Annotated in this window: 20 protein-coding genes; 5 read left to right on the top strand and 15 right to left on the bottom strand. The window is 60.7% G+C overall.

Annotation, left to right across the window (positions count from 1 at the left end; translation table 11 throughout):
• The first annotated feature begins 278 nt into the window (after positions 1-278).
• Complete coding sequence (gene dinB, locus OC71_RS15270; RefSeq protein WP_041070728.1) at positions 279-1,340, top strand: DNA polymerase IV; 1,062 nt, start codon at positions 279-281, stop codon at positions 1,338-1,340.
• An 85-nt stretch (positions 1,341-1,425) separates the two neighbouring features.
• Here the strand turns inward: dinB and OC71_RS15265 are convergent, their stop codons facing one another.
• The 4 genes from OC71_RS15265 to OC71_RS15250 all read right to left on the bottom strand — a co-directional run bounded on the left by OC71_RS15265 (position 1,426) and on the right by OC71_RS15250 (position 6,198).
• Complete coding sequence (locus tag OC71_RS15265; protein ID WP_027614341.1) at positions 1,426-2,379, bottom strand: hypothetical protein; 954 nt, start codon at positions 2,377-2,379, stop codon at positions 1,426-1,428.
• Between the two features lie 17 nt (positions 2,380-2,396).
• Complete coding sequence (locus OC71_RS15260) at positions 2,397-4,112, bottom strand: proline--tRNA ligase (protein WP_041070725.1); 1,716 nt, start codon at positions 4,110-4,112, stop codon at positions 2,397-2,399.
• Between the two features lie 129 nt (positions 4,113-4,241).
• Entirely contained in the window at positions 4,242-5,801 is a 1,560-nt protein-coding gene (locus OC71_RS15255; RefSeq protein WP_041070722.1) for an AmpG family muropeptide MFS transporter, read from the bottom strand.
• Between the two features lie 43 nt (positions 5,802-5,844).
• Positions 5,845-6,198, bottom strand: coding sequence for an MGMT family protein (locus OC71_RS15250; RefSeq protein ID WP_041070719.1), 354 nt, complete (start codon positions 6,196-6,198; stop codon positions 5,845-5,847).
• 166 nt (positions 6,199-6,364) lie between these two features.
• Between OC71_RS15250 and OC71_RS15245 the strand changes: the two genes are divergently transcribed.
• Entirely contained in the window at positions 6,365-7,372 is a 1,008-nt protein-coding gene (locus OC71_RS15245) for a DUF481 domain-containing protein (protein WP_041070716.1), read from the top strand.
• Between the two features lie 163 nt (positions 7,373-7,535).
• On the opposite strand, the gene OC71_RS15240 is transcribed toward OC71_RS15245, so the two are convergent.
• Complete coding sequence (locus OC71_RS15240) at positions 7,536-7,745, bottom strand: cold-shock protein (protein WP_002554837.1); 210 nt, start codon at positions 7,743-7,745, stop codon at positions 7,536-7,538.
• A gap of 353 nt (positions 7,746-8,098) precedes the next feature.
• Here OC71_RS15240 and dcd point away from each other — a divergent pair, with 353 nt between their 5' ends.
• Positions 8,099-8,665 (top strand): dCTP deaminase, encoded by a 567-nt coding sequence (gene dcd, locus OC71_RS15235; RefSeq protein WP_003222308.1) that lies wholly within the window; start codon positions 8,099-8,101, stop codon positions 8,663-8,665.
• Positions 8,666-8,767: 102 nt separating this feature from the next.
• Positions 8,768-8,977: a hypothetical protein gene (locus tag OC71_RS15230; RefSeq protein WP_027614346.1), complete on the top strand. Its 210-nt coding sequence runs from the start codon at positions 8,768-8,770 to the stop codon at positions 8,975-8,977.
• Between the two features lie 45 nt (positions 8,978-9,022).
• Here the strand turns inward: OC71_RS15230 and pdeM are convergent, their stop codons facing one another.
• From pdeM to OC71_RS15180, 10 genes are all read right to left on the bottom strand, one after another.
• A complete protein-coding gene (pdeM, locus tag OC71_RS15225) occupies positions 9,023-9,679 on the bottom strand; it encodes a ligase-associated DNA damage response endonuclease PdeM (protein WP_041070644.1) in 657 nt (218 codons plus the stop codon).
• The gene (locus tag OC71_RS15220) at positions 9,676-12,165 is read right to left on the bottom strand and encodes a ligase-associated DNA damage response DEXH box helicase (protein WP_041070642.1); all 2,490 of its coding nucleotides are present in this window, start codon (positions 12,163-12,165) and stop codon (positions 9,676-9,678) included. Before OC71_RS15220 ends, pdeM begins: the two co-directional genes overlap by 4 nt.
• Positions 12,166-12,335: 170 nt before the next feature.
• Positions 12,336-13,100 (bottom strand): ABC transporter ATP-binding protein, encoded by a 765-nt coding sequence (locus OC71_RS15215; protein WP_003222314.1) that lies wholly within the window; start codon positions 13,098-13,100, stop codon positions 12,336-12,338.
• A 13-nt stretch (positions 13,101-13,113) separates the two neighbouring features.
• Positions 13,114-14,232, bottom strand: coding sequence for a succinylglutamate desuccinylase/aspartoacylase family protein (locus OC71_RS15210; RefSeq protein ID WP_041070640.1), 1,119 nt, complete (start codon positions 14,230-14,232; stop codon positions 13,114-13,116).
• A gap of 11 nt (positions 14,233-14,243) precedes the next feature.
• Positions 14,244-14,954 (bottom strand): ABC transporter permease, encoded by a 711-nt coding sequence (locus tag OC71_RS15205; RefSeq protein WP_041070638.1) that lies wholly within the window; start codon positions 14,952-14,954, stop codon positions 14,244-14,246.
• Positions 14,951-15,679 (bottom strand): ABC transporter permease, encoded by a 729-nt coding sequence (locus tag OC71_RS15200; RefSeq protein WP_003222319.1) that lies wholly within the window; start codon positions 15,677-15,679, stop codon positions 14,951-14,953. The genes OC71_RS15205 and OC71_RS15200 overlap by 4 nt, the downstream gene beginning before the upstream one ends.
• A gap of 57 nt (positions 15,680-15,736) precedes the next feature.
• Positions 15,737-16,519 (bottom strand): transporter substrate-binding domain-containing protein, encoded by a 783-nt coding sequence (locus OC71_RS15195; protein WP_041070636.1) that lies wholly within the window; start codon positions 16,517-16,519, stop codon positions 15,737-15,739.
• Positions 16,520-16,907: 388 nt separating this feature from the next.
• Positions 16,908-18,596, bottom strand: coding sequence for an ATP-dependent DNA ligase (locus OC71_RS15190; protein ID WP_041070634.1), 1,689 nt, complete (start codon positions 18,594-18,596; stop codon positions 16,908-16,910).
• A complete protein-coding gene (locus tag OC71_RS15185; RefSeq protein ID WP_041070633.1) occupies positions 18,593-19,627 on the bottom strand; it encodes a ligase-associated DNA damage response exonuclease in 1,035 nt (344 codons plus the stop codon). Before OC71_RS15185 ends, OC71_RS15190 begins: the two co-directional genes overlap by 4 nt.
• Before the next feature lie 179 nt (positions 19,628-19,806).
• Positions 19,807-22,257, bottom strand: a complete 2,451-nt coding sequence (locus tag OC71_RS15180) for a penicillin acylase family protein (protein ID WP_041070631.1) — start codon at positions 22,255-22,257, stop codon at positions 19,807-19,809.
• Between the two features lie 442 nt (positions 22,258-22,699).
• Between OC71_RS15180 and OC71_RS15175 the strand changes: the two genes are divergently transcribed.
• Positions 22,700-23,257 carry a cysteine hydrolase family protein gene (locus OC71_RS15175; protein WP_041070629.1) on the top strand — a complete coding sequence of 186 codons (558 nt, stop codon included), beginning with the start codon at positions 22,700-22,702 and terminating at the stop codon, positions 23,255-23,257.
• The last annotated feature ends 100 nt before the right edge of the window (positions 23,258-23,357 follow it).

Genomic DNA, 23,357 nt, shown 5'->3' with positions numbered 1-23,357 from the left:
CTGTGTGGCGGCATTCTACAGAGGATCACCGGAGTGTCAACCTTGAATCTGGATAAATCTGTTCCTGTTCAATCGCTTAGCGCTTTTTGCAGGGCGGGAGAAGGGACGCAGGGCAGGTGGGACAAGGCTTTCAGCTCTATCGGCCAATGATTTTCGATTGAGAAAATAAATTCATTGTCGTTGTCCTACAAACTGAAAAGAACATTCAGACCACTGGTGCTATATACAGGTGTCAGTGAGATACTGCGGATCCGGCTCGCCATGTTTCCTTTTCTGTCATGACTCAACGAAAAATCATCCACGTCGACTGCGATTGTTTCTACGCCGCCATCGAGATGCGCGACGACCCGAACCTGGCCGGCAAGCCATTGGCGGTGGGTGGGTCGGCGGATCGGCGTGGAGTGATTGCAACCTGCAACTATGAAGCGCGGGCCTATGGTGTGCGCTCGGCAATGTCATCCGGACACGCCTTGAAGCTGTGCCCCGACCTGACCATCGTCAAGCCACGCATGGACGCCTATCGCGAAGCCTCTAAGGAAATTCATACGATCTTTCGCGATTACACCGACCTGATAGAACCGCTGTCGCTGGACGAAGCCTATCTCGACGTCTCCGACAGCGCGCATTTTGGCGGCAGCGCCACGCGTATCGCTCAGGATATCCGCCGGCGCGTATCCAATCAGTTGCACATCACCGTGTCTGCGGGTGTGGCGCCGAACAAGTTTCTGGCCAAGATCGCCAGTGACTGGAAGAAGCCCAACGGGCTGTTCGTCATTACTCCGGATCAGGTGGAAGATTTCGTCAGCGGTTTGCCGGTGAGCAAGTTGCACGGCGTCGGCAAAGTCACCGCGGACAAGCTGGGCAAGCTCGGCATCGTCGATTGCCTGCAACTGCGCGAGTGGGACAAATTGGCGCTGGTGCGCGAATTCGGCAGTTTCGGTGAGCGACTCTGGAGTCTGGCCCGTGGGATTGATGATCGGCTGGTGCATAACGACAGTCGCCGTCAGTCAATCAGCGTGGAAAACACCTACGACGTCGATCTGCCGGATCTGCGCAGTTGCCTCGACAAACTGCCGGAGCTGCTGGACACCCTGAAAACCCGCATGGAACGGATCGACAGCAGTTATCGGCCGGGCAAGCCGTTCGTCAAAGTGAAGTTTCATGACTTTACCCAGACCACATTGGAGCAGGCCGGGGCAGGGCGCGATCTGGGCAGTTATCAGTTGATGCTGACGCAGGCATTCAATCGTGGCGGGAAACCGGTGCGGTTGTTGGGCGTGGGGGTCCGGCTGGAGGATTTGCGCGGCGGGTTTGAGCAGATGGAGTTGTTTGAGCGTTAAGAGTCAAAAGATCGCAGCCTGCGGCAGCTCCTACATTGGAATGCGTTCCCTGTAGGAGCTGCCGCAGGCTGCGATCTTTTAAGGCTTAATTCGGTCCTGGATCAGCCACCAGGCGCCCGGCATCCTTGGTCAGCGACTTGAGAAACTCGGCCTGCAATTCAGGATCGTTACGCGTCAGTTCGATCAGGCTTTGCTCCAGTTCGCTGGCTTCTTCTTCCAGACCCAGCTCCGACAGGCGCTTGACTCGGTGGACCCATTGGCTCACTTCGTCGTCTTCCAGATCGTCATAAATCAACCCGTGGGCTTCGAGCAACTTGCTGCGCAAATGACTGCTGATCGCCAGGGACGAATCGCTGTGCACGTCATCCTTGCCGTCTTCGACGCTGATCTGCAGTTTGCCGATGTGATTCAGGTCATTTTCGGCGAACGGACTGTCCAGCAGGTTCAGGCGCAGCACGCCGTTGCGGTCAGTGGTCATGTCGAAGGTCTGCTTGCCGGCCTTGACCTGCACCGGGCGCTCGCTCCACGGCAGGCTCGAATATTCCGTGCGCTTGTCGCGCTGGACTTCATCGATACCGGCCAGGTTCTGTTGTGCACGACCGTGAGACTGCACGTTCATGAACGGGTTGACCCCGGCAATGCCGTAGTTCAGCCAGTCCTTGGTCACGCTGTCCGGCAGATTGCCCAAAGCGAACACGTTGACCACATTGGCACCGATACCAGCGACCACCGCCACTGCACCCAACGGAATCTCATAGATTTCGCGCCAGGGCTGGTAAGGCGTGTAGCGGTCGTAACGGCGTGTGACTTCGAACTCGGTGACTTCGAAGGTCTTCTGTTCGTTGATCTTCACACGTCGTTGCGGCAGCTCGAGCACCTTAGGCTCACCGACATCGATCTGCAGGCTGTGGTCGAGCAGTTTGCGCTCGACCCGCTCTTCGTGCTCGCTGCGCTGTGACATCTGATTGGCGCAGCCGCTGACCAGCAGGGCGCCGCACAAGGCGGCGCCACCGAGGCCCAAGGTGTTTCGCTTGAACATGAGGTCTCTATCTGGATTCAGCGGCGGATACGGGCCTGAAGGAAGGACAGCACATCGGCGACCGGCAGCGCTTGCGCTTCGGCCTCGGTGCGGCTCTTGTATTCCAGGTTGCCTTCGGCGAGGCCGCGGTCACTGACCACGATCCGGTGAGGAATGCCGATCAGCTCCATGTCCGCGAACTTGATGCCCGGGCTGGTTTTCTTGTCGCGATCGTCCAGCAGCACTTCGAAACCGGCCGCCGTCAGTTCTGCGTACAGCTTGTCAGTGGCTTCGCGCACCTGCTCGGTTTCATAGCGCAGCGGTACCAGGGCGATCTGGAACGGCGCCAGGGTGTCGCTCCAGATGATGCCTTTGTCGTCGTTGTTCTGCTCGATGGCGGCAGCGACCACGCGGGATACGCCGATACCGTAGCAACCCATTTCCAGGGTGACCGGCTTGCCGTTCTCGCCCAGCACTTCGCACTTCATCGCCTTGCTGTACTTGTTGCCCAGCTGGAAGATGTGCCCGACTTCGATGCCGCGCTTGATTTCCAGGGTGCCTTTGCCGTCCGGGCTTGGGTCACCGGCCACGACGTTACGCAGGTCGGCGACGGTTGGAACCGGCAGATCGCGCTCCCAGTTCACGCCGAAGTAGTGCTTGTCGTCGATGTTCGCACCGATGCCGAAGTCGCTCATCAGCTCGACCGAGCGGTCGATGATAATCGGCAGCGGCAGGTTCAGCGGGCCGAGGGAACCGGCGCCGGCGCCAATGGCGTCACGCAGTTCGGCATCGGAAGCCATCACCAGCGGGCTGGCCACGCCTGGCTGGTTGGCAGCCTTGATTTCGTTGAGCTCGTGGTCGCCACGGATGATCAGCGCAATCAGCTTGCCTGGCTCTTCGGCGTGGACGATCAGGGTCTTGATGGTCTTTTCAATCGGCAGATTGAATTTTTCCACCAGCGCGGCAATGGTCTTGGTGTCCGGGGTGTCGACCAGGCGCAGCTCTTCCGCTGGTGCTGGACGCGAGGTTTCCCGTGGCACGGCTTCGGCTTTCTCGATGTTCGCCGCGTAGTCGGAGCCGTTGCTGAAGACGATGTCGTCTTCGCCGGACTCGGCCAGTACGTGGAACTCGTGGGAGCCAGCGCCGCCGATCGAACCGTTGTCGGCCTCAACCGGACGGAATTTCAGGCCCAGGCGGGTGAACACGTTGCAGTACGCCTGATGCATGCGGTCGTAGGTGACCTGCAGCGAAGCCTGATCGGCGTGGAACGAGTAGGCGTCCTTCATGATGAATTCACGGCCACGCATCAAGCCGAAGCGTGGGCGGATTTCGTCACGGAATTTGGTCTGGATCTGGTACAGGTTGATCGGCAGCTGCTTGTAGCTGCTCAACTCGTTGCGCATCAGATCGGTGATCACTTCTTCGTGGGTAGGGCCCGCGCAGAAGTCGCGACCGTGGCGGTCTTTGATGCGCAGCAGCTCAGGGCCGTATTCTTCCCAGCGCCCCGATTCCTGCCACAGCTCGGCCGGTTGGGTGCTCGGCATCAACACTTCAAGAGAACCGGCAGCGTTCATTTCTTCGCGAACGATGGCTTCAACCTTGCGCATTACCCGCAAGCCCATCGGCAGCCAAGTGTACAGGCCCGAAGCGAGTTTGCGGATCATGCCGGCGCGCAGCATCAGTTGGTGGCTGACGACGACCGCATCGGAAGGCGTTTCTTTCTGTGTGGCGAGCAAAAATTGACTGGTGCGCATGGTTGGCCGTTGTCGGTTGCTATGACTGGAAATGACGGAGCAGTGTACCGGCGAGATTTGCCGACGTACAGGATTGCGCTTGGCGGTGAGGCTCGACGGCGGGAATCCTCCCGCCGTATCTGAAATGTCCTACGACTCTTCGACGACGGAGGTCGGTGCAGGCTCGGGCGTTGGCGTCGGGCCCGCGCGGCGATTTTCCTGGAACCAGTGCAGGGCAATCAGCACCAGCGTCGGCACCCCGAGCAGCGCGGTGATCATGAAGAAGTTGTGGTAACCGAACTTCTCGACCATGACACCGGAGTAACCGCCCATCAGGCGCGGTAGCAACAGCATGATCGAACTGAGCAGGGCGTACTGCGTGGCCGAAAACTTGAGGTTGGTCAGGCTCGACAGGTAGGCGACGAACGCCGAGGTCGCGAGCCCGGAACTGAAGTTGTCGAGGGAGATGGTCACCACCAGCATCTGCAGGTTCGGCCCCATGTCGGCCAGCATCACGAACAGCAGGTTGGTCGCCGCCGAAGCCGCGCCACCGATGAACAGAATCGGCAGGATACCGAAGCGCACAATCAGCAGGCCGCCCATGCCGGCGCCAACCAGGGTCATGATCAGGCCAAAGATCTTGCTGACGCTGGCGATCTGATCCTTGGTGAAGCCCTGGTCGATGTAGAACACGTTGGCCATCACGCCCATCACCGTGTCGGACATCCGGTAGGTGGCGATCAGTCCAAGTAACAGCAACGCCTGCCAGCGGTAGCGCAGGATGAAGTCGTTGACCGGGGTCAGTACTGGCGCCAGGCCGCGACGGCCCATGGTCGACAGGCACAGGCCGGTGAGCAGGGTATAGAGGATGGCACGCAGGAAGGCGCGGTCTTCGAGCAGCAGGTCGAGCGGACTCATCTGACCGAAGAGTACGCTGGCGAAATCGGTGTTGTAGAGCTGGGTGAACATCGCCGGAACCGACACCAGCAACACGATCAGCACGAATACCGAGGCCAGTTGATGGACGAAGCTGTAGCGACCGGCCTGCAACTGCGTGCGCAATGGCACGGGCGGTTCGCGCATCAGCAGCGAGGTCAGCAGGGCAGGGACCATCAACACCCCGAACAGGGCGTAGGTGCCGGTCCAGGCTGAATGTTGATAGTTGAAGCCGGTGGAGCCGAAGCCCTCGGCGAAGAACAGCGCGCCCGCCGTGGCCAGCAGGGCGGCGACGCGATAGCCGGACATGTAACTGGCGGCCAGTGCGGCCTGACGGCTGTCGTCGGCGATTTCCAAGCGATAGGCGTCGACCGCGATATCCTGGGTGGCGGAGGCAAAGGCGACGATGACGGCAATGGCGATCAGCCAGGAGAGGTGTTTCTGCGGATCACAGAAGCCCATGCCGATCAGGCCCAGAATCACTAACGACTGCGAGAGTACCAGCCACGAACGGCGGCGGCCCAGCTTGCCCAATAAAGGCAGGCGCCATTGGTCGAGCAGCGGTGACCAGACCCATTTGAAGGCGTAGGCCAGGCCGATCAGGCTGGCGTAGCCGATGGTTTCACGGGCAACGCCGGCTTCACGCAGCCAGACGGACAGCGTCGAAAACACCAGCATGTACGGCAGGCCGGCAGCAAAACCGAGCAACAACAGCACGAGCGTCGAAGGACTGGCATAGGCGGCTAGCGCGGCGCGCCAGGTTTTACGGGGCATGGGCTGAAGTCTGCCTCAAGATTGCGAAAACAAAGCGCGCACTCTAACCGCTGTGCTCTATCGGACGCCAGCCATGGCGCTGAATATCCACACGATTGTTCAGGATGGTGACGCCTTCAGAACGTAATCGTGCCCGTTGTTCGTCTCCCGAGGGGCTGCCCGGCGGCAGGCTGATCCGACCGCCGGCACCCAATACCCGGTGCCACGGCAGTCTGGTATCGCCGGGTAGTTGGCTGAGGGTCCGGCCGACCCAGCGGGCGGCGCGCCCCAGACCCGCGAGTTCGGCCAGCTGACCATAGCTGACCACTTTGCCTTCAGGTACTTGGGCAAGGGTGGAATAAAGCGCCGTGCGTCGGATTTGCGCTTCGCTTTCATCGGGAGGGTTCGGCTCTTTCACCGGTGCGGTTCCTGAACATCGGTCGTGTGGATGGGCTTAAGCGTAATCGCTCGTCGGCCAGATGAGAAATGAACTCAATGGAAATCGTCCGGTCAGTCCTTGTCAGGGTCTTATTCCTACGGATAATGCCGACCTTTTTTCGCAAACTTGAGCCCTTGAACTGCTTATGCTGTCCAGAACCCTGCTGTGCCTTGCTGTTTTCAGTGCATCCACGCCCCTGCTTGCCGACACCGTCTGGTTGAAGAACGGTGACAAATTGAGCGGCAAGATTTCCGTTTTCGATGGCGGCAAATTGCTGATTCAGACCCAGTACGCGGGTGCGGTCACCATTGACTGGAAAGAGGTCAAGACCCTGCAGAGCGATCAGGAACTGCTGGTGAAACAGGACGCCTACAACGGTGAAAAGGCCAAGTCGCTGACCGCCGCCGATGACGGCAAGGTCACTCTGGCCAACGGCGAGGCGCCGAGAACCGTCGAGCTGGCGAGTATCCAGCAGATTCTCAAACCAAAACCGGTGGTCGAAGATCTGGTGTGGAAAGGCAATATCGGCCTGGCGATGGACTATCAGCGGGCGGAAAAGGACACCGACGATTACGACATCGACTTCAAGACCACCGCACGTCATGGTCGCTGGCGGCACACTGCCGAGGGCGAATACAACCGCGAAGTGCAGGACGACGCAGTCACCACCAATAACTGGCGCGCTGAATACGCGCTCGACCGTTTCCTCACCGACAAGTGGTTCTGGCAGGGGCGCCTGAACTACAAGCGTGATTACGTTGAAGAGCTGTCACGTCAGCGCGTGGTCGGTACCGGTCCGGGTTACCAGTTCTGGGACGACGAGCTGGGGGCGTTCTCGCTCGGCTCGCTGCTCAACCGCACCGATTACGAGTACAGCGATGGCGGCAAGGACAATTTCTATTCGGTCGCGATGAAGTGGGATTACAACCGCTACCTGATCGGCAAGAAGGTCGAGTTCTTCACCAACGGCGAACTGGGCAAGCCGCTGTCGGACGTGGCCAACTACGCGCTGGATGCCGAGATGGGCCTGCGTTACAAGGTCACCGACTGGGCGTCGCTCAATCTCAAGGCCGAGCGCGACATCATCAGTGGCACGAAAGACGCAGATTTGAACAAGACCCGCTATACCGCAGGGTTTGGCGTGGCCTGGTAAGGCACAAGCAAAAGATCGCAGCCTGCGGCAGCGCCTACAGGGGAATGGTATTTATCCTGCAGGCGCTGCCGCAGGCTGCGATCTTTTTTTGCGTCTGGAAAACAGACACCCACAAAAAAGCCCCGCTTTTGAGGGCGGGGCTCTTTTCTAAAGAAGCTACAAGTTAGATAACTTGTACTTCTTCAGCTTGCATGCCTTTCTGACCGCGGGTAGCGATGAAAGAAACCTGTTGGCCTTCTTTCAGGCTTTTGAAGCCGTCGGATTGGATAGCTTTGAAGTGAACGAACAGGTCGTCACCGGATTGTGGAGTGATGAAGCCGAAGCCTTTTTCATCGTTGAACCACTTAACGGTACCGGTTTGGCGATTAGACATGGTGTAACTCCTTGAACAAAGATAACTGCGACTCAGGAAGAACCCTGGCCGAGACTGAGTGCAAAGAGCAGGAAAAATTCTTGTAGATGGTTGGATCGAAATTCAACATATCGTGTAGAGATTCTCAGTGACACAAGCAGCACAGTGGCGCCACCTTAACCCTTTTTCCGGAACGTGCCAATGCTTCTTGCGAAGGTTTCTCTGTTTTAAGGATCGGCGGTGTGACGCTTCGTCGCCAGGGCGCGTATTTCCAGCGTGTTCGCCGAGAATTGCAGCGCACACTTTGAACCCGGCGGCGCGCCCGGTAAGATGCCGGACAGATTTTTTCCACCTCGCTATTCAGGACACCCGCCATGAGCATCAAATCGGACAAGTGGATTCGCCGCATGGCGCAGGAACACGGCATGATCGAGCCTTTCGTCGAGCGCCAGGTGCGCGGCAGCGACGACAGCCGTGTGATCTCCTACGGTGTGTCGAGCTACGGCTACGATGTGCGCTGCACCAACCATTTCAAGGTGTTCACCAACATCAACTCGGCGATCGTCGACCCGAAAAACTTCGACGCCGGCAGCTTTGTCGACATTCACAGCGATGTCTGCATCATTCCGCCGAACTCCTTTGCCCTGGCCAGCACCGTCGAATACTTCCGCATTCCGCGCAACGTATTGACCATCTGCCTGGGTAAAAGCACCTATGCGCGTTGCGGCATCATCGTCAACGTCACCCCGCTCGAGCCTGAGTGGGAAGGTCATGTGACCCTGGAGTTTTCCAACACCACCAACCTGCCGGCGAAGATTTACGCCAACGAAGGCGTGGCGCAAATGCTGTTCCTCGAATCCGACGAACAATGCGAAGTTTCCTATAAGGATCGCGGCGGCAAGTATCAAGGCCAGCGTGGCGTGACCCTGCCGCGTACCTGATCCGTCCGGCAGTTCGCGGGAATTCTTTGGCGGGCAGACACTCTATGGGGTGTACTGCCCGTTTTTGCTTCTGGCAAAACGGGCCTTCGCCGAGGAGGTTGCATGAAGATCGATCCGCATATCACCGCCCAACTGGCAAGGCTTGAGCCCAATCAGGTTGGCGTTTTGGCCTGGTCATTGTTGGCACACCCGGCTTTCCATATGGCTGGCGGCATTCCCGGTCAGCCTGATCCCGATACGCCCAACGAACAACCGACCGAACCGGGCGAGCCGACGCTGCCGGACGAGCCGCCACCCGCGCCAGTGGCTTGAGCCGCTGCCCGATAATGGCCAGTTGGCCGAGGTGTGCCCTTTACCTCAGATGACCGGCCATATTTCGTTGTCGCCGACGACGAAAATCCTGCAGGTGTCATCCTTCTCCACCGCAAAGCCGCCGGTAAACGCGCCAAACGCTGGCAGCAGGCTCAAACCCTCGCCCAGCCGGAAACACGCCAGACGCAAACGCTGCCGCCCTTTGCCGTTAAGCCGATAGACGGGATGCACGTGCCCGGCCAGCACATGCCGTTCCGGGTGCGGGTCGGGTTCATGTTGCAAGGCAAACGGCCCGAGCAGCATCGGTTCCGGAACCACGCGAATATTCAGTGCCGCCGGCGGATCCCCAGCGTGTTTGTCGTGGTTGCCGCGAATCAGTGTCATCGGCAGATCCGCGTGACGTGCGCGCCATTCGGCCAAGGCATTGAGCGTGCCCGCCGCATGCGAACCGGGACCGTGCAGAAAGTCACCGAGGAAAAGCAGCTGCCGGCAGGGCAGCCTCGCCAGCAAGCGGTCGAGCACTTCGATGTTCGCCGTCGTGGTGCCTTGTGGCACTGGCTGGCCGAGGCTGCGGTACGCCGCAGCCTTGCCGAAATGCACATCGGCGATCAGCAGCGCTTGCTGCGCCGGCCAGTACAGAGCCTTTTCCGGCAGCAGCCAGAGTTCCTCGCCGGCCAGGCGCACGGGATAGGCTGCACTCATGAGGCTTGACCCTTGTCGGCGGATTGCTCCAGATCACCGACCATGCGCCGGATGCGGTCGGCGAGTTTTTCCGAGCTCATGCTTTCGCGCATGCGCTCCACCAGCAATGGAAAGCCCAGCGGTGTAGGCCGTTTGATCAGGTGCATGTCCAGTTTCATCCGGTTGATTCGCTCCAATGTCTGTTCCAGACGACGAATATCCAGTTCTTCGCGCAGGACTTCTTCCCCGGCCTGGGCCAGCAGCAGGTTGTCGGCGTCGTATTGCTTGAACACCTCGAAGAACAATCCGCTGGAGGCCTGTACCTGACGGGTACTTTTCGGCGCGCCGGGATAGCCGGCGAACACCAGCCCGGCGATCCGCGCAATTTCGCGAAAGCGCCGCAACGCCAGCTCCCCGGCATTCAGGCTGGCGAGCACGTCGCGCAGCAGATGCTCGGGGCTGAGCAGCGCTGCATCGAATTGCCCGGACCAATCGACCGGTGTGGCGCTGAGCAACTCCAATCCGTAATCATTGACCGCAATCGAAAACGTCAGCGGCTGGCGCTGGCTCATGCGCCAAGCCAGCAGGCTGGCGAGCCCCAGATGCACCTGGCGCCCGGCAAACGGGTAGAGGAAAAGGTGCCAGCCTTCGCGTGATTTCAGTACCTCCGCCAACAGACTGTCGGAGGTGGGCAGACCCGACCAGCGCGCCTGGGTTTGCAGCAACGGTTGCAGCGCCTGCATTTCCGGGCCGGCGAACTCACCCCGCGCGGCCGCTGTGAAGCGACTGACCACGGCGGCGGCCAGCTCGTTGGAAAGCGGCATCCGCCCGCCATTCCAGCGCGGCACGGCGGCTTTTTTCGCGGTGCTGCGTTTGACGTACGCGGTCATGTTCTCCACCCGCACCAACTCCAGCAGGCGCCCAGCAAAGAGAAAGCCATCGCCCGGTTTCAGCCGCGCGATAAAGCCTTCCTCGACACTGCCTAACTGCTTGCCACCCCCACCCTTGCTCCAGAATTTCAGATTAATGCTCGCGTCGCTGACGATGGTGCCGATGCTCATGCGATGGCGGCGGGCGAGCCGTGCATCGGGGACGCGCCAGACACCGTGTTCATCCGGTTCGACCCGGCGGTAATCCGGATAGGCCGTCAGAGAAAGCCCGCCGTGACGTACGAACGCCAGCGCCCAGGCCCAGTTCGCCAGCGTCAGGTCTCGATAAGCCCAGGCACCACGCACTTCTTCGTACAGCTCTTCGGGAATAAAGCCACCACCCAGCGCCATGCTGACCAGATGCTGCACCAGCACATCCAGCGGTTGGTGCGGCGACAGGCGCGGTTCGATGTGGCGTTGCGCCACGGCATCACGTGCGGCGACGGCTTCGATCAGCTCCAGGCTGTGGGTCGGCACCAGCGTCACTCGCGAGGTGCGCCCCGGCGCGTGTCCGGAGCGCCCTGCACGCTGCATCAGCCGCGCCACGCCCTTGGCCGAGCCGATTTGCAGCACCCGTTCCACCGGTAAAAAATCCACGCCCAGATCCAGGCTTGACGTACAGACCACGGCTTTCAACTGCCCGTCCTTCAACGCTTGCTCGACCCAGTCGCGGGTCTCGCGAGACAGTGAACTGTGGTGCAGCGCGATCAGTCCGGCCCAGTCCGGCCGCGCTTCGAGTAACGCCTGATACCAGATTTCCGACTGCGCGCGGGTGTTGGTGAAGACCAGGCTGCTGGCGCAGGCGTCGAGTTCGGCGACAACCTGCGGCAGCATCTTCAGACCGATGTGCCCGGCCCACGGAAAACGTTCGATGGCGGGCGGGATCAAGGTGTCGACCTTGAGTGATTTTTCGCTCTGGCCCTGCACGCTGATGCCGCCGCCCTGTGGGATCAGCACCTGTTCGGCGTGGGCTTGATTGCCGAGGGTCGCGGACACGCCCCAGACGATCAGCTCCGGTTGCCAGTGGCGCAGGCGGGCGAGGGCCAGTTGCAGCTGTACGCCGCGTTTGTTGCCGAGCAATTCGTGCCATTCATCGACGACGATCATGCGCAGGCTCGACAGTGCGGTTTGTGCGTCGGCGCGGGCGAGCAGCAGGGTCAGGCTTTCCGGAGTGGTGATCAGCGTAGTCGGCAGGCGTCGGCCCTGACGTGCGCGTTCAGCGCTGCTGGTGTCGCCGGTGCGCAGACCGATGCTCCACGGAATCTGCAAATCGCTGACCGGCGCTTGCAGGGCACGCGCGGTGTCGGCAGCGAGGGCGCGCATCGGCGTGATCCACAACACGGTCAGCGGTTCGCTCTGGGGTTTGCGTTTGCTGGTCGTGGCTGCGGGCGCGGCTGAACGGGCGAAGCGGTTGAGCGCGGCGAACCACACTGCATAGGTTTTACCGGCGCCGGTGCTGGCGTGGAGCAACCCGGACTGACCTTTTTTAACGGCGGCCCACACCTGCTTTTGAAAGGCGAACGGCTTCCAGTTGCGTACGCTGAACCAGGTTTTTGCGAGGTCGGTGGATTTCGCCATGCCGGTTGTGCGCGCTCTGGAAGTGTTCTTCCAGTGACCACGCCGACATACGAAAGGTTTAAAAACACCGCAATCTCAATGTAGGAGCTGCCGCAGGCTGCGATCTTTTGATCTTGAAAGGCAAATCAAAAGATCGCAGCCTGCGGCAGCTCCTACATTGGAGATTCGGGTTACTTGAGGTTTCCGCTGAGGAACTGCTTCAGCCGTTCGCTCTTCGGGTTGCCCAGCACGTCTTCCGGCGCGCCTTCTTCTTCCACCAGCCCTTGATGCAGAAACAACACCTGGCTGGAGACCTTGCGGGCGAAGCTCATTTCATGGGTCACCATGATCATCGTCCGGCCTTCCTCGGCCAGCCCCTGAATCACCCGCAGCACTTCGCCCACCAGCTCCGGGTCGAGTGCCGAGGTCGGTTCGTCGAACAGCATCACTTCCGGCTCCATCGCCAGCGCCCGGGCAATCGCCACCCGCTGTTGCTGGCCGCCAGAGAGAAACGCCGGGTACTGATCGGCAACCCGCGCCGGCAGGCCCACTTTATCCAGATAACGGCGGGCGCGGTCTTCCGCTTCCTGCTTGCTGCAACCCAGCACCCGGCGCGGGGCCATGGTGATGTTTTCCAGCACGGTCATGTGGCTCCACAGGTTGAAGTGCTGGAACACCATGGCCAGTCGCGTGCGCAGGCGTTGCAGTTCATTCGGGTCGGCGACGTGCATGCCGTGGCGGTCGGTGACCATGCGGATCGCTTGGCCATCGAGGCTCATGGCGCCATCGTTGGGTTGTTCGAGGAAGTTGATGCAGCGCAAAAAGGTGCTTTTGCCCGAGCCGCTGGCGCCGATCAGGCTGATCACGTCGCCGGTTTTGGCCTTGAGCGAAACGCCTTTGAGTACCTGATGGTCGCCATAGCTTTTGTGCAGACCTTCAACCGTCAATTTGTACATGGGACAGACATCCTCAAGGCGAAAGTAGATAGCCGCTGCGATAGGCTTCGGCGCCGGCCACGTGGGCGATCACCATGCCGGCAGTGGCCATGCGCCGCAGCGAGCGGGCGTACATCACGCCGGCAGCGGTGCAGCAAATGGGGGTAACCCGATCACTGATCGGGTCGATGATTTCGGCAATCTGTTGCCCGGCTTGCAGGTACTGGCCGGCTTGCGCGGTGTACACCAGCAGCCCGCCGGCCGCTGTCGCGACCGGCTCGACACCGGCCAGCGGTGTTGCGGGGAAGGGCAAGGGCGGTTGCGGCCGGGTCTCGCCGACGATCGCATCGAACTGGATCAGGTAATCGATCAAGGCCTGGCAGTCACGACTGGCCATCGGGTGATTGACGTCACCCTGGCCGCGCAACTCCACGGTCACCGAAAAACTGCCCAGCGGAATCTCGAAGTGCTCGCCAAAGCGTTCCTGCAGTTGCCACCACAGCAGGGTGAAGCATTCGTCGAACGACTGGCCGCCGGAATCGGTGGCCAGCAAGCTCGCCTGGGCTTCGATATAACGCGCCAGCGGCTCGACCTGCGGCCACGCCTCGGGCGTGGTGTAGAGGTGAACCACCGATTCGAAATCGCAATGCAGGTCCAGCACCATGTCGGCATCGCACGCCAGCCGTTGCAGGGTCAGGCGCTGGGATTGCAGTTGTGTGGCGGGCGTCTGGCGGGCGAGGGCGTTGCGCAGGCTGGCGCGGATCAACTCAAGGTTGCGATGCGGATCGTCGCCCAGTTGGCCCTCGATGTCGTTGCCGATTTCTTCGCTGAGGTCGACGAACCAGCGATTGAAATTCTGCCCGCTCTCCAGCTCGTAACGGCCCAGCGGCACGTCCATCAGCACTTGTTCGAGGCCGACCGGATTGGCCACCGGCACCAGCACGATCTGACTGCGCAGGCGCCCGGCGGCTTCCAGCTCCGCCAGGCGCTGCTTGAGGTGCCAGGCCACGAGCATGCCGGGCATTTCGTCGGCATGCAGCGAGGACTGGATGTAGATCTTGCCTTGGGCCTGCTCCGGGCCGAAGTGGAAGCTGTGGATCTGGCGTGCGGTCCCCGGCACCGGGGCCAACAGGTCATGGATCTGGTGTCGCATTACAGGGTTTCCTAGTGGGTCGGCCCGAGGAAGGCCAGCCATCGGCGTTCGGCGAGGCGGAACAGGCCGACCAGCGCAAAGGTGATGGTCAGGTAGATCAGCGCGGCGATGCCGAACGACTGGAAGGTCAGGTAGGTCGCCGAGTTGGCGTCCCGTGCCACTTTCAGGATGTCGGGGATGGTCGCGGTGAAGGCCACGGTGGTCGAGTGCAGCATCAGGATCACTTCGTTGCTGTAATACGGCAACGAACGGCGCAGCGCCGAGGGCATGATCACGTAGGCATACAGCTTCCAGCCGGTCAGACCGTAGGCCTTGGCCGCTTCGACTTCACCGTGGTTCATGCTGCGGATCGCCCCGGCGAAAATCTCCGTGGTGTAGGCGCAGGTGTTCAAGGCAAACGCGAGGATCGTGCAGTTCATCGCATCGCGAAAGAAACTGTCGAGCAACGGCTGCGCGCGCACGGCGGCCAGGCTGTAGATCCCGGTGTAGCAGATCAGCAACTGGATGTAGAGCGGCGTGCCACGGAACAGGTAGGTGTAGAACTGCACCGGCCAGCGCACATAGAAGTGCGAGGACACCCGGGCAATCGACAGCGGGATCGACACCAGGAACCCGATGAAGATCGAGGCGCTGAGCAGCCACATCGTCATCGCCAGTCCGGTGATGTTGGTGCCGTCGGTATAAAGGAAGGGTTTCCAGTATTCCTGCAGGAGTTCGATCATCGTACGGCCTCCCGGGCACCGGCGGCGTAACGACGCTCAAGCCAGCGCAGGATGACGTTCGAAGCACTGGTGATCAGCAGATAGATCAAGGCGGCGAGTACCAGGAAGTAGAACAGTTGATAGGTGCTTTTACCGGCGTCCTGCGCGGCTTTGACCAGATCCGCCAGACCGATTATCGACACCAGTGCGGTGGCCTTGAGCATCACCATCCAGTTGTTGCCGATGCCTGGCAGGGCGAAGCGCATCATTTGCGGGAACACCACGAAGCGAAAACGCTGGCCACGTTTGAGGCCATAAGCGGTGGCCGCTTCAACCTGACCGCGTGGTACGGCGAGGATCGCCCCACGGAAGGTTTCGGTGAAATACGCACCATAGATGAAGCCCAGCGTGATCACCCCGGCGGTGAAAGAGTCGATTTCGATGTAGTCCCACTCCATGACGTCGGTCAGGGCGGTCAGCCAGGTTTGCAGGCTGTAGAAAATCAGCAGCATCAGCACCAGATCCGGCACGCCGCGAATCAGCGTGGTGTAGAGCTGGGCAGGCAGGCGCAGCAGTTTGGATTTCGACAGTTTGGCACTGGCGCCCAAGAGACCGAGCAACACGGCCACCAGCAGCGACAACGCCGACAATTTGATGGTCATCCAGGTGCCTTCCAACAGCAACGGACCGAAGCCCTTGAGGCTGAAGGCGGAGAGCCCCAGATTTTGTAAGAGGTTTTCGAACATAAATCAGCAACCTGAGCGGATGGAAAAGGCGCCCATCGAGTGATGGGCGCCAGGGCATTATTTACCGCTGTACAGATTCAGATCGCCAAAGTGTTTCTTTTGAATCTCGGCGTATTTGCCGTCATCGTGTAACGCTTTGATACCTTTATCTAAAAGCGCCTTCAGCTCTTTGTTACCTTTCTTAATACCGACAGCGGTTTTGGCTGGCAGCAATTCGCTGTCGACCGGCTTGCTGACTTCGTAGTTGGCGCCATCCGGCGACTTCAAAAAGCCCAGTTCGGCTTGCAGCATGTCCTGGATCGAGGCGTCGAGACGGCCGTTTTTCAGGTCGGCGTAGACCTGATCCTGGTTGGCGTAAGCCTGGATTTTCACCCCTGCCTTCTCCAGTACGGCCTTGGCGTAGGCTTCCTGGATGGTGCCTTGCTCGTAACCGACGGATTTGCCCTTGAGAGAGGCGACGTCATCGCTCAGGCCGGAACCCTTCTTGAACACGTAGGAAGTCGGGCCGGAAAACAGCTCGCTGGAGAAGTCGATCGCCTTTTCACGGGCCGGGGTCACGGTCATCGACGAAATCACACCGTCGAATTTGTTGGCGTTGAGGCCCGGAATCATGCCGTCGAAGTCGCTTTCAACCCATTTGCACTTGACCTTCAGCTCGGCGCAGATCGCGTTGCCCAGGTCGATGTCGAAGCCCACCAGGCTGCCGTCGGACGCTTTCGACTCGAACGGTGCGTAGGAAGGATCAACGCCAAAACGCAGCTCTTTGTATTCCTTGGCCAGCGCGGAGCCGGCAGCCATGCACAACGCCAGTGCAGAAAGGGTCAGCAATGCTTTTTTCATTATTCAATCCCTAAGAACCAATATGAGCGCTTGTGGCGCAGAATTATTGTTACTGGAACGCGTACGACCTATAGAAAGTAGCAATTTCCGAACCAGAGTCCCGAACAAGTGTTTTAAAAGGTTGGGGGAGGGGAGAGGGAAAGGGATTGGTGCACGGAACCGGGCGTCGGTTGAAGGCTGCACCAAGTTGGGTCGAGGTATGCATTTTTAAGTGATGGGATGAGCCATTGTGGCGAGGGAGCTTGCTCCCGCTGGAGGGCGAAGCACTCCCCAGGATTTTTCAGACTGACCGTCTTTTTTGCGACTGCTACGCAGCCGAGCGGGAGCAAGCTCCCTCGCCACAGGGAGTTCATTCAGTTGGATGTGATCAGTGTCCCCGGAAACCGGGTCAGGCCAACAAATCCTGCAACGTCGCCAGGCTGTCGGCCTCATCCACCGTCTTGTCCTGCCGCCAGCGCAGCATGCGCGGAAAACGCACGGCAATGCCGCTCTTGTGCCGTCGCGACAGGGCGATCCCTTCGAACCCCAGTTCGAACACCATACTCGGTTTGACGCTGCTCACCGGGCCGAATTTTTCTACGGTGGTCTTGCGTACGATGCTGTCGACCTGACGCATCTCTTCGTCGGTCAGCCCCGAATAGGCCTTGGCAAACGGCACCAGCGCCCGTTGGCTGGATTCGGGGGGGCCGTCCCACACGGCGAAGGTGTAATCGCTGTACAGACTGGCGCGCCGGCCATGGCCGCGTTGGGCGTAGATCAATACCGCATCGACGCTGAACGGGTCGACCTTCCACTTCCACCACACGCCCATGTCCTTGGTCCGGCCCACGCCATACAGGGCGTCGCGGGCCTTGAGCATCATGCCCTCGACCCCCAGTCGCCGTGAGGCTTCACGCTGCCGGGCGAGATCCAACCAGTCACTGCCGGTGAGAATCGGCGAGGCCAGTAACACCGGGTTGTTACCGTGGGCGATGACCTGCTCCAGTTGCGCACGTCGTTCGGCCTGCGGACGGTTGCGCCAGTCTTCGCCCTGCCACTCCAGCAAGTCGTAGGCGAGCACTACCACCGGCACTTCTTCGAGGATCTTCTTGTCGAGGGTTTTGCGGCCGATGCGTTGCTGCAGCAGGGCGAAAGGTTGCACCGCTGGTGGCGCGCTCGATTGCGGATCGAAGGCGTCTTCGGTGCTCGGATGGGTACTTTTCCAGACCACGATTTCGCCGTCGATCACCGTGCCGTCGGGTAACGCGTGGATCAACGTATCGAATTCGGGAAAGCGTTCGGTCACCAGTTCTTCACCGCGCGACCAGACCCACAACCGCCCCTCACGTTTGACCACCTGCGCGCGGATCCCATCCCACTTCCATTCCACCTGCCAGTCGCTCGCCGGGCCCAGCAATGTTTCGAACTCCTCCACCGATTGCGACAAGGCATGGGCGAGGAAAAACGGGTAGGGCTGACCGCCACGCTGAGCGTGTTCGTCGGCGGATTCCGGGGCGATCAGTTTCAGGTAGCTGGCCGCATTCGGCCGGTTCGACAGGTCGGTGTAACCCACCAGTCGCTGCGCCACGCGTTTGCTGTCGAGGCCGGCCATCGATGCCAACGCGCGAGTGACCAACAGTTTCGACACGCCGACGCGGAAGCTGCCAGTGATCAATTTGATGCACAGCATCAGGCTCGGCCGGTCCAGCTGCGCCCACAGTGCGGGCAGTTGGCGGGCGAGATACTCCGGGGTCTCACCGCGCAGCGGCAGCAGCTTGTCTTCGATCCATTCGGCCAGGCCGGCCTCGGAGCTGTGCAGGTTTTCTGGCAGCACCAGCGAAATGGTTTCCGCCAGATCGCCGACGGATTGATAGCTTTCCTCGAACAGCCACGGCTGCAACCCCGAGACCTCCACCGCCAGTTCGCGCAGGATGCGCACCGGCACCAGTTGTCGCGGGCGCCCGCCCGACAGAAAGTACACCGCCCATGCCGCGTCTTGCGGTGCAGCCTGGGCGAAGTAGGCTTGCATGGCGGCCAGTTTGGCGTTGCTGGACGTGGTGGCGTCGAGTTCGGCATACAACTCGGCGAAGGCTTTCATGCTTGCACCTCGGCGATGGCAGGTTCGGCGTCAATGTTTTCCTCTTCATCGTCGCCGTATTCGGTGTTGAAGCCTTGCGCATCCAGGCCTTGTTCACGCAGATGGCGCACCAGCACGCCGATCGAGCCGTGGGTGACCATCACCCGTTCGGCGCCGGTCTGTTCGATGGCCCAGAGCAGGCCCGGCCAGTCGGCGTGATCCGACAGCACAAAACCACGATCCACGCCGCGCCGCCGGCGGGTGCCGCGCAGGCGCATCCAGCCGCTGGCGAAGGCGTCGCTGAAATCACCGAACCGGCGCATCCAGGTGCTGCCACCGGCCGAGGGCGGGGCGATGACCAGCGCCTGACGCATGATCGGGTCGGATTTTTTGATGTCGCCGGCGTAGATCGTCGGCGGTAGGTACACGCCAGCCTCGCGGTGGACCCGGTTCAGCGGCTCGACGGCACCGTGACTGAGGATCGGGCCGAGGCTGGCGTCGATGCCATGCAGGATCCGCTGAGCCTTGCCGAATGAATAACAGAACAGCACGCTGGCCTTGCCCGCCGTGATGTTTGCCTGCCACCACTGGTTGATCTCGCTGAACACCTGCGCCTGTGGCTGCCAGCGGTAGATCGGCAGGCCGAAGGTCGATTCGGTGATAAAGGTGTGGCAGCGCACCGGTTCGAACGGCGCGCAGGTGCCATCGGGTTCGATCTTGTAGTCGCCGGACGCGACCCAGACTTCACCGCCGTATTCCAGACGCACCTGGGCCGAACCGAGCACATGCCCGGCCGGATGGAAACTCAAAGTCACGCCGTGGTGGGTCAGGCGTTGGCCGTAGGCGAGGGTTTGCAGGTTGATGTCCTGACCCAGACGCGCGCGCAAAATCCCTTCGCTGGCGCTGCTGGCAAGGTAGTGCTGATTGCCGTTACGGGCGTGATCGCCGTGGGCATGGGTGATCACCGAGCGCTCGACCGGGCGCCACGGATCAATGTAGAAATCCCCGGCAGGGCAGTACAAGCCTTCGGGGCGGGCGATAACAAGGTCCATGTCGTTACCAGAATGGAGGGCTTGTTAGCTATGAGGTTGGCGCGAGTCTGGAAGTTCTATCGGGTTTTTATGTGGGGCGAAAAGCAAAAGATCGCAGCCTTCGGCAGCTCCTACAGGATGTTCACCATTCCCATGTAGGAGCTGCCGAAGGCTGCGATCTTTTGATCTTGCTCTAGCGTTTATTTGCCCGGGGTGAGGGTCAAACGCGTCTTGCCATACACCCGGTCAAAGTTCTGCGGCTGCATCGGCAGACCGATGTACTGACCCTTGAGCCACGCATCAACGCCATTGAGGTAATTCGGGCTGGCCGGGTTGCCGGACTGGCCGGTACCGTTCTGCCCCATCAAGGGTTCGGTCTGGCTGAAGTCGACAATGAAACGCATCGACGGCGCCCGCGTGGTGTTGAAGTCCTGACCCCAGGCAAATGCCGAGGTATTGAGCGTGGTGTGATCGCCGCCGGCTGCCAGTGGGCCGCGAACGGCCTGGCCGTTGGCGTTTTTCCATGTGTAGCTGTGCAGTTTGCCCCACTGCCAGGCCTTGTGATCGCCACCCAACTGACTGTCGCCGGCGTTGATCGCGGCCGCCAGACTGCGCGCCAGAATCTGCGCCTTGTCTTCTTTCTGCGGGGTGTGGATGTCATCCCAGAACGGGCTGTCTTCGCGACCGAGCAGGTGATCGGCCTGCGCCGAGTAAGACAAGTCACCGTTGGCGATAAAGGCTTTCCACGCCGGGCTCGACTCGGGGCCGAGCTCATCGAGGAAGATCTGCTTCATGCTTGCTTGCAGGAACAGTTCATAGATCGCCGCATCCGCCGAGGTCGGGCTGAGCTTGCCGTCGAACGCCATCAATCGGGTGAACGCCTCGCGCGCCTTGCTGCGATCGGCTTCCGGCAGAGCGTCGATCGCCTGTTTCAGCGGCTGCTTCATGCCTGGCGCTTCAAACATTTTCTTCAGCTTGGCGGCGAAGGTGGTGGTCTGGTCGTACTGCATGGCGATCACGCTGCGACTGTCCTGTTTGCCGCTGCCGGCCAGTTCCGCCAAACGCTCGCCGCGCTCTGGCGCCGCCCACGAGTTGGACAACTGCATGCCGTAGCCGTGAGGAATCACCCGCTGGTTGGCAGTGCCGAGCCAGCCCTGGGTCGGGTCCTGATCGTACGGGTGCAACATCGGGTCGGCGTAACCGTCCCAGTCGTAGCGACCTTCCCAGCCCGGCGATGGCAGCAGGCCTTCGCCTTCGCGACGGTTGGGGAAGCGCCCGGTGACTTGCCAGCCAATATTGCTGGCGTCGGCGAACACCATGTTCAGGGCGATGGCGCGGATTTCGCGACTGGCGTCCGAAGCGCGTTCAACGTTTTGCGCGCGGGTCAGGTCGAAAAAAGCGTCCAGCGATTTGTCGTCGGCGAAGTTCGGGGTTTGCAGGGCCAGGCCAAAACCGTTGCCCTGTGCCGCAGCCTGGGCACTGTTGAGCAGTGCACCGTGACGGGTTTCGTACACCGCTTCGCGAATCGGCCGCTGGCCTTTGACGAAATAGGTTTCGTTGCGCACGCCCAGCGGCTGCCATTTGCCGTTGACCTCGTAGGTCAGGCTGCTGCCCTGACGGCGGATTTTTTCCAGGAACAGGTCCTGGTTATCGCCGAGCACGCTGGTGGCGCTCCACGCCACTTTGCCGTTGAAGCCACCGAGGACCATTGGCAGACCGGCAACGGTGACACCGGCAGCCTGATATTTCGGCGCGCGGATCTGCACGAAGGTCCACAGCGACGGCGCGGCCAATGGCCCATGACTGTCGCTGGCAAGAATGCTCTTGCCGCTGCGGCTGCGTTGCGGGGCGATGGCCCAGTTGTTCGAGGTGCTGGCGCCCAGCAGATTCACCGCCGCCAATTGTTGGCTGGCGTTGCTCAGTTCGGTGAGGCCAGGGATCTGTCCGTTGAGCTTGAGGCCTTGCAGCTTGTCAGCCTCGGCCAGCGGCAGGTTTTCATCCGGTGCAGACGGGGTCAGCCAGGCGAGTTTGTCGGTGGTCACGGTTTGCGCCAGCACCAGCGAGGAAATTTCCTCCGGCAGGTTGGCTGACTGGCTGAAGTTCAACAGTGCGAACAGCAGCGCCGAGTCTTCCGGTTTCCAGTATTCCGGCTTGTAGCCGCTGGACGCGAGGTCGCCTGGCAGTTTGTCGGCGTAGCGGAACAGGTAGGCGTTGACGCCTCGCGCATAGACTTCAAAGAAACGCTTGAGGCGTGGCGACGAGGCCTTGTACAGCTCGTCGGCGCTTTTCTTCAGGTTGACTGCGCGCATGTAGCGGTCAGCATCGAGCATTGAGGCGCCGGACATTTCCGCCAGACGGCCCTGGGCCAGCAGGCGCAGGGTCACCATCTGGTTGATGCGGTCGCTGGCATGCACGTAACCGAGGGTGAACAGTGCGTCGTGGAAGCTGTTGCTTTCGATCAACGGCATGCCCATGGCATTGCGACGCACCGAAACGTTCTGCGCCAGCCCCTTGAGCGCTTGCACGCCGGAGGTGGGCGGGAGGGTGTCCTGCGCGTTCCAGGTCTGGCAACCGGACAGGCTCAAGACACCGGTCACTGCTGCGGCAACGCCGAACCGGGGAAGAAAATGTGTAAGGGCTGGCGAGGCCATGGCAAAGCTCCTGCGGGGGTAGAGGCTGGGGGCGCAATAAAGCCGCTACGTTAGTGAGCAGGCGGTGGCCGCGCAAGCGGGGCGAGCGGTTATTTCTGTATTTGTCTGACCAACAGCAAATCTGCAGAGATAACAGTGTTTTTGTGGCGAGGGAGCTTGCTCCCGCTCGGCTGCGCAGCAGTCGTTATCCAGACTGCGCATTTTTCTGATAGATCGCGGCAACCAGTTTGGGAGCGCTTCGCACTCCAGCGGGAGCAAGCTCCCTCGCCACAACAACGATCCATCCAGATATCAGGATTTCGGCGGGTTGATCTTCTGCACCAAGACATACGCGTTCACCGTCGCCGGGCGATCCTTGATCGGGTTGAATCAGAGCTTGCTCACCCCGTGGCGGTGATGCTGAACTGCGGAGCTCACCGACCCCGCATGAGAAAAAAACGCCATGGAGCTCAAGGCCAACGCTGCACTGATCATCATCGACCAGCAACAAGGCATTCTGCAGCCGCGCCTGGGCCGACGGAATAATCCGCAGGCCGAAGAACGCATGCTTGATTTGCTGAGGGCGTGGCGCAGCAGCGGGCGGCCGGTGATTCATGTGCAGCATCTGTCCCGTGAAGCGGATTCGGTGTTCTGGCCCGGGCAGTCCGGGGTGGAGTTTCAGCAGCAATTCCTGCCGCAGGACGGCGAATGGCTGATCCAGAAACAGGTGCCGGACGCGTTTTGCGCCACGGGGCTGGAGGCACGGCTGCGTGAGGCGGGGATCGGGCAATTGATCATTGTCGGTGTGGCGACCCACAACTCGGTGGAATCCACAGCGCGTACGGCGGGCAATCTGGGATTTGACGCCTGGGTGGCGGAGGACGCGTGTTTTACCTTCGATAAGGCCGATTATTTCGGTACACCGCGTTCAGCCGAAGAGGTGCACGGGATGTCGCTGGGGAATGTGCACGGGGAGTATGCGACGGTGGTCAGTGCGAAGCAGATTCTGGCAGTCGCCTGAGAAACCTGTGGGGGCTGGCTTGCCAGCGATAGCGGAGCGTCAGGCTGCATCGATGCTGGATGCGCCGGCCTCATCGCTGGCAAGCCAGCTCCCACAGTCG

Origin of the sequence: Pseudomonas sp. W15Feb9B (genome assembly GCF_000828175.1) — a bacterium.
GTDB classification, from domain to species: Bacteria; Pseudomonadota; Gammaproteobacteria; order Pseudomonadales; family Pseudomonadaceae; genus Aquipseudomonas; species Aquipseudomonas parakoreensis.
The sequence above is the reverse complement of the archived record's forward strand: the minus strand, read 5'-3'. Positions and strand labels throughout refer to the sequence as shown.

Coding starts and splice junctions, on each gene's coding strand:
- dinB (WP_041070728.1), top strand. CDS start 279: ATGACTCAACGAAAAATCATCCACGTCGACTGCGATTGTTTCTACGCC.
- OC71_RS15265 (WP_027614341.1), bottom strand. CDS start 2,379: ATGTTCAAGCGAAACACCTTGGGCCTCGGTGGCGCCGCCTTGTGCGGC.
- OC71_RS15260 (WP_041070725.1), bottom strand. CDS start 4,112: ATGCGCACCAGTCAATTTTTGCTCGCCACACAGAAAGAAACGCCTTCC.
- OC71_RS15255 (WP_041070722.1), bottom strand. CDS start 5,801: ATGCCCCGTAAAACCTGGCGCGCCGCGCTAGCCGCCTATGCCAGTCCT.
- OC71_RS15245 (WP_041070716.1), top strand. CDS start 6,365: ATGCTGTCCAGAACCCTGCTGTGCCTTGCTGTTTTCAGTGCATCCACG.
- OC71_RS15240 (WP_002554837.1), bottom strand. CDS start 7,745: ATGTCTAATCGCCAAACCGGTACCGTTAAGTGGTTCAACGATGAAAAA.
- dcd (WP_003222308.1), top strand. CDS start 8,099: ATGAGCATCAAATCGGACAAGTGGATTCGCCGCATGGCGCAGGAACAC.
- OC71_RS15230 (WP_027614346.1), top strand. CDS start 8,768: ATGAAGATCGATCCGCATATCACCGCCCAACTGGCAAGGCTTGAGCCC.
- pdeM (WP_041070644.1), bottom strand. CDS start 9,679: ATGAGTGCAGCCTATCCCGTGCGCCTGGCCGGCGAGGAACTCTGGCTG.
- OC71_RS15220 (WP_041070642.1), bottom strand. CDS start 12,165: ATGGCGAAATCCACCGACCTCGCAAAAACCTGGTTCAGCGTACGCAAC.
- OC71_RS15215 (WP_003222314.1), bottom strand. CDS start 13,100: ATGTACAAATTGACGGTTGAAGGTCTGCACAAAAGCTATGGCGACCAT.
- OC71_RS15210 (WP_041070640.1), bottom strand. CDS start 14,232: ATGCGACACCAGATCCATGACCTGTTGGCCCCGGTGCCGGGGACCGCA.
- OC71_RS15205 (WP_041070638.1), bottom strand. CDS start 14,954: ATGATCGAACTCCTGCAGGAATACTGGAAACCCTTCCTTTATACCGAC.
- OC71_RS15200 (WP_003222319.1), bottom strand. CDS start 15,679: ATGTTCGAAAACCTCTTACAAAATCTGGGGCTCTCCGCCTTCAGCCTC.
- OC71_RS15195 (WP_041070636.1), bottom strand. CDS start 16,519: ATGAAAAAAGCATTGCTGACCCTTTCTGCACTGGCGTTGTGCATGGCT.
- OC71_RS15190 (WP_041070634.1), bottom strand. CDS start 18,596: ATGAAAGCCTTCGCCGAGTTGTATGCCGAACTCGACGCCACCACGTCC.
- OC71_RS15185 (WP_041070633.1), bottom strand. CDS start 19,627: ATGGACCTTGTTATCGCCCGCCCCGAAGGCTTGTACTGCCCTGCCGGG.
- OC71_RS15180 (WP_041070631.1), bottom strand. CDS start 22,257: ATGGCCTCGCCAGCCCTTACACATTTTCTTCCCCGGTTCGGCGTTGCC.
- OC71_RS15175 (WP_041070629.1), top strand. CDS start 22,700: ATGGAGCTCAAGGCCAACGCTGCACTGATCATCATCGACCAGCAACAA.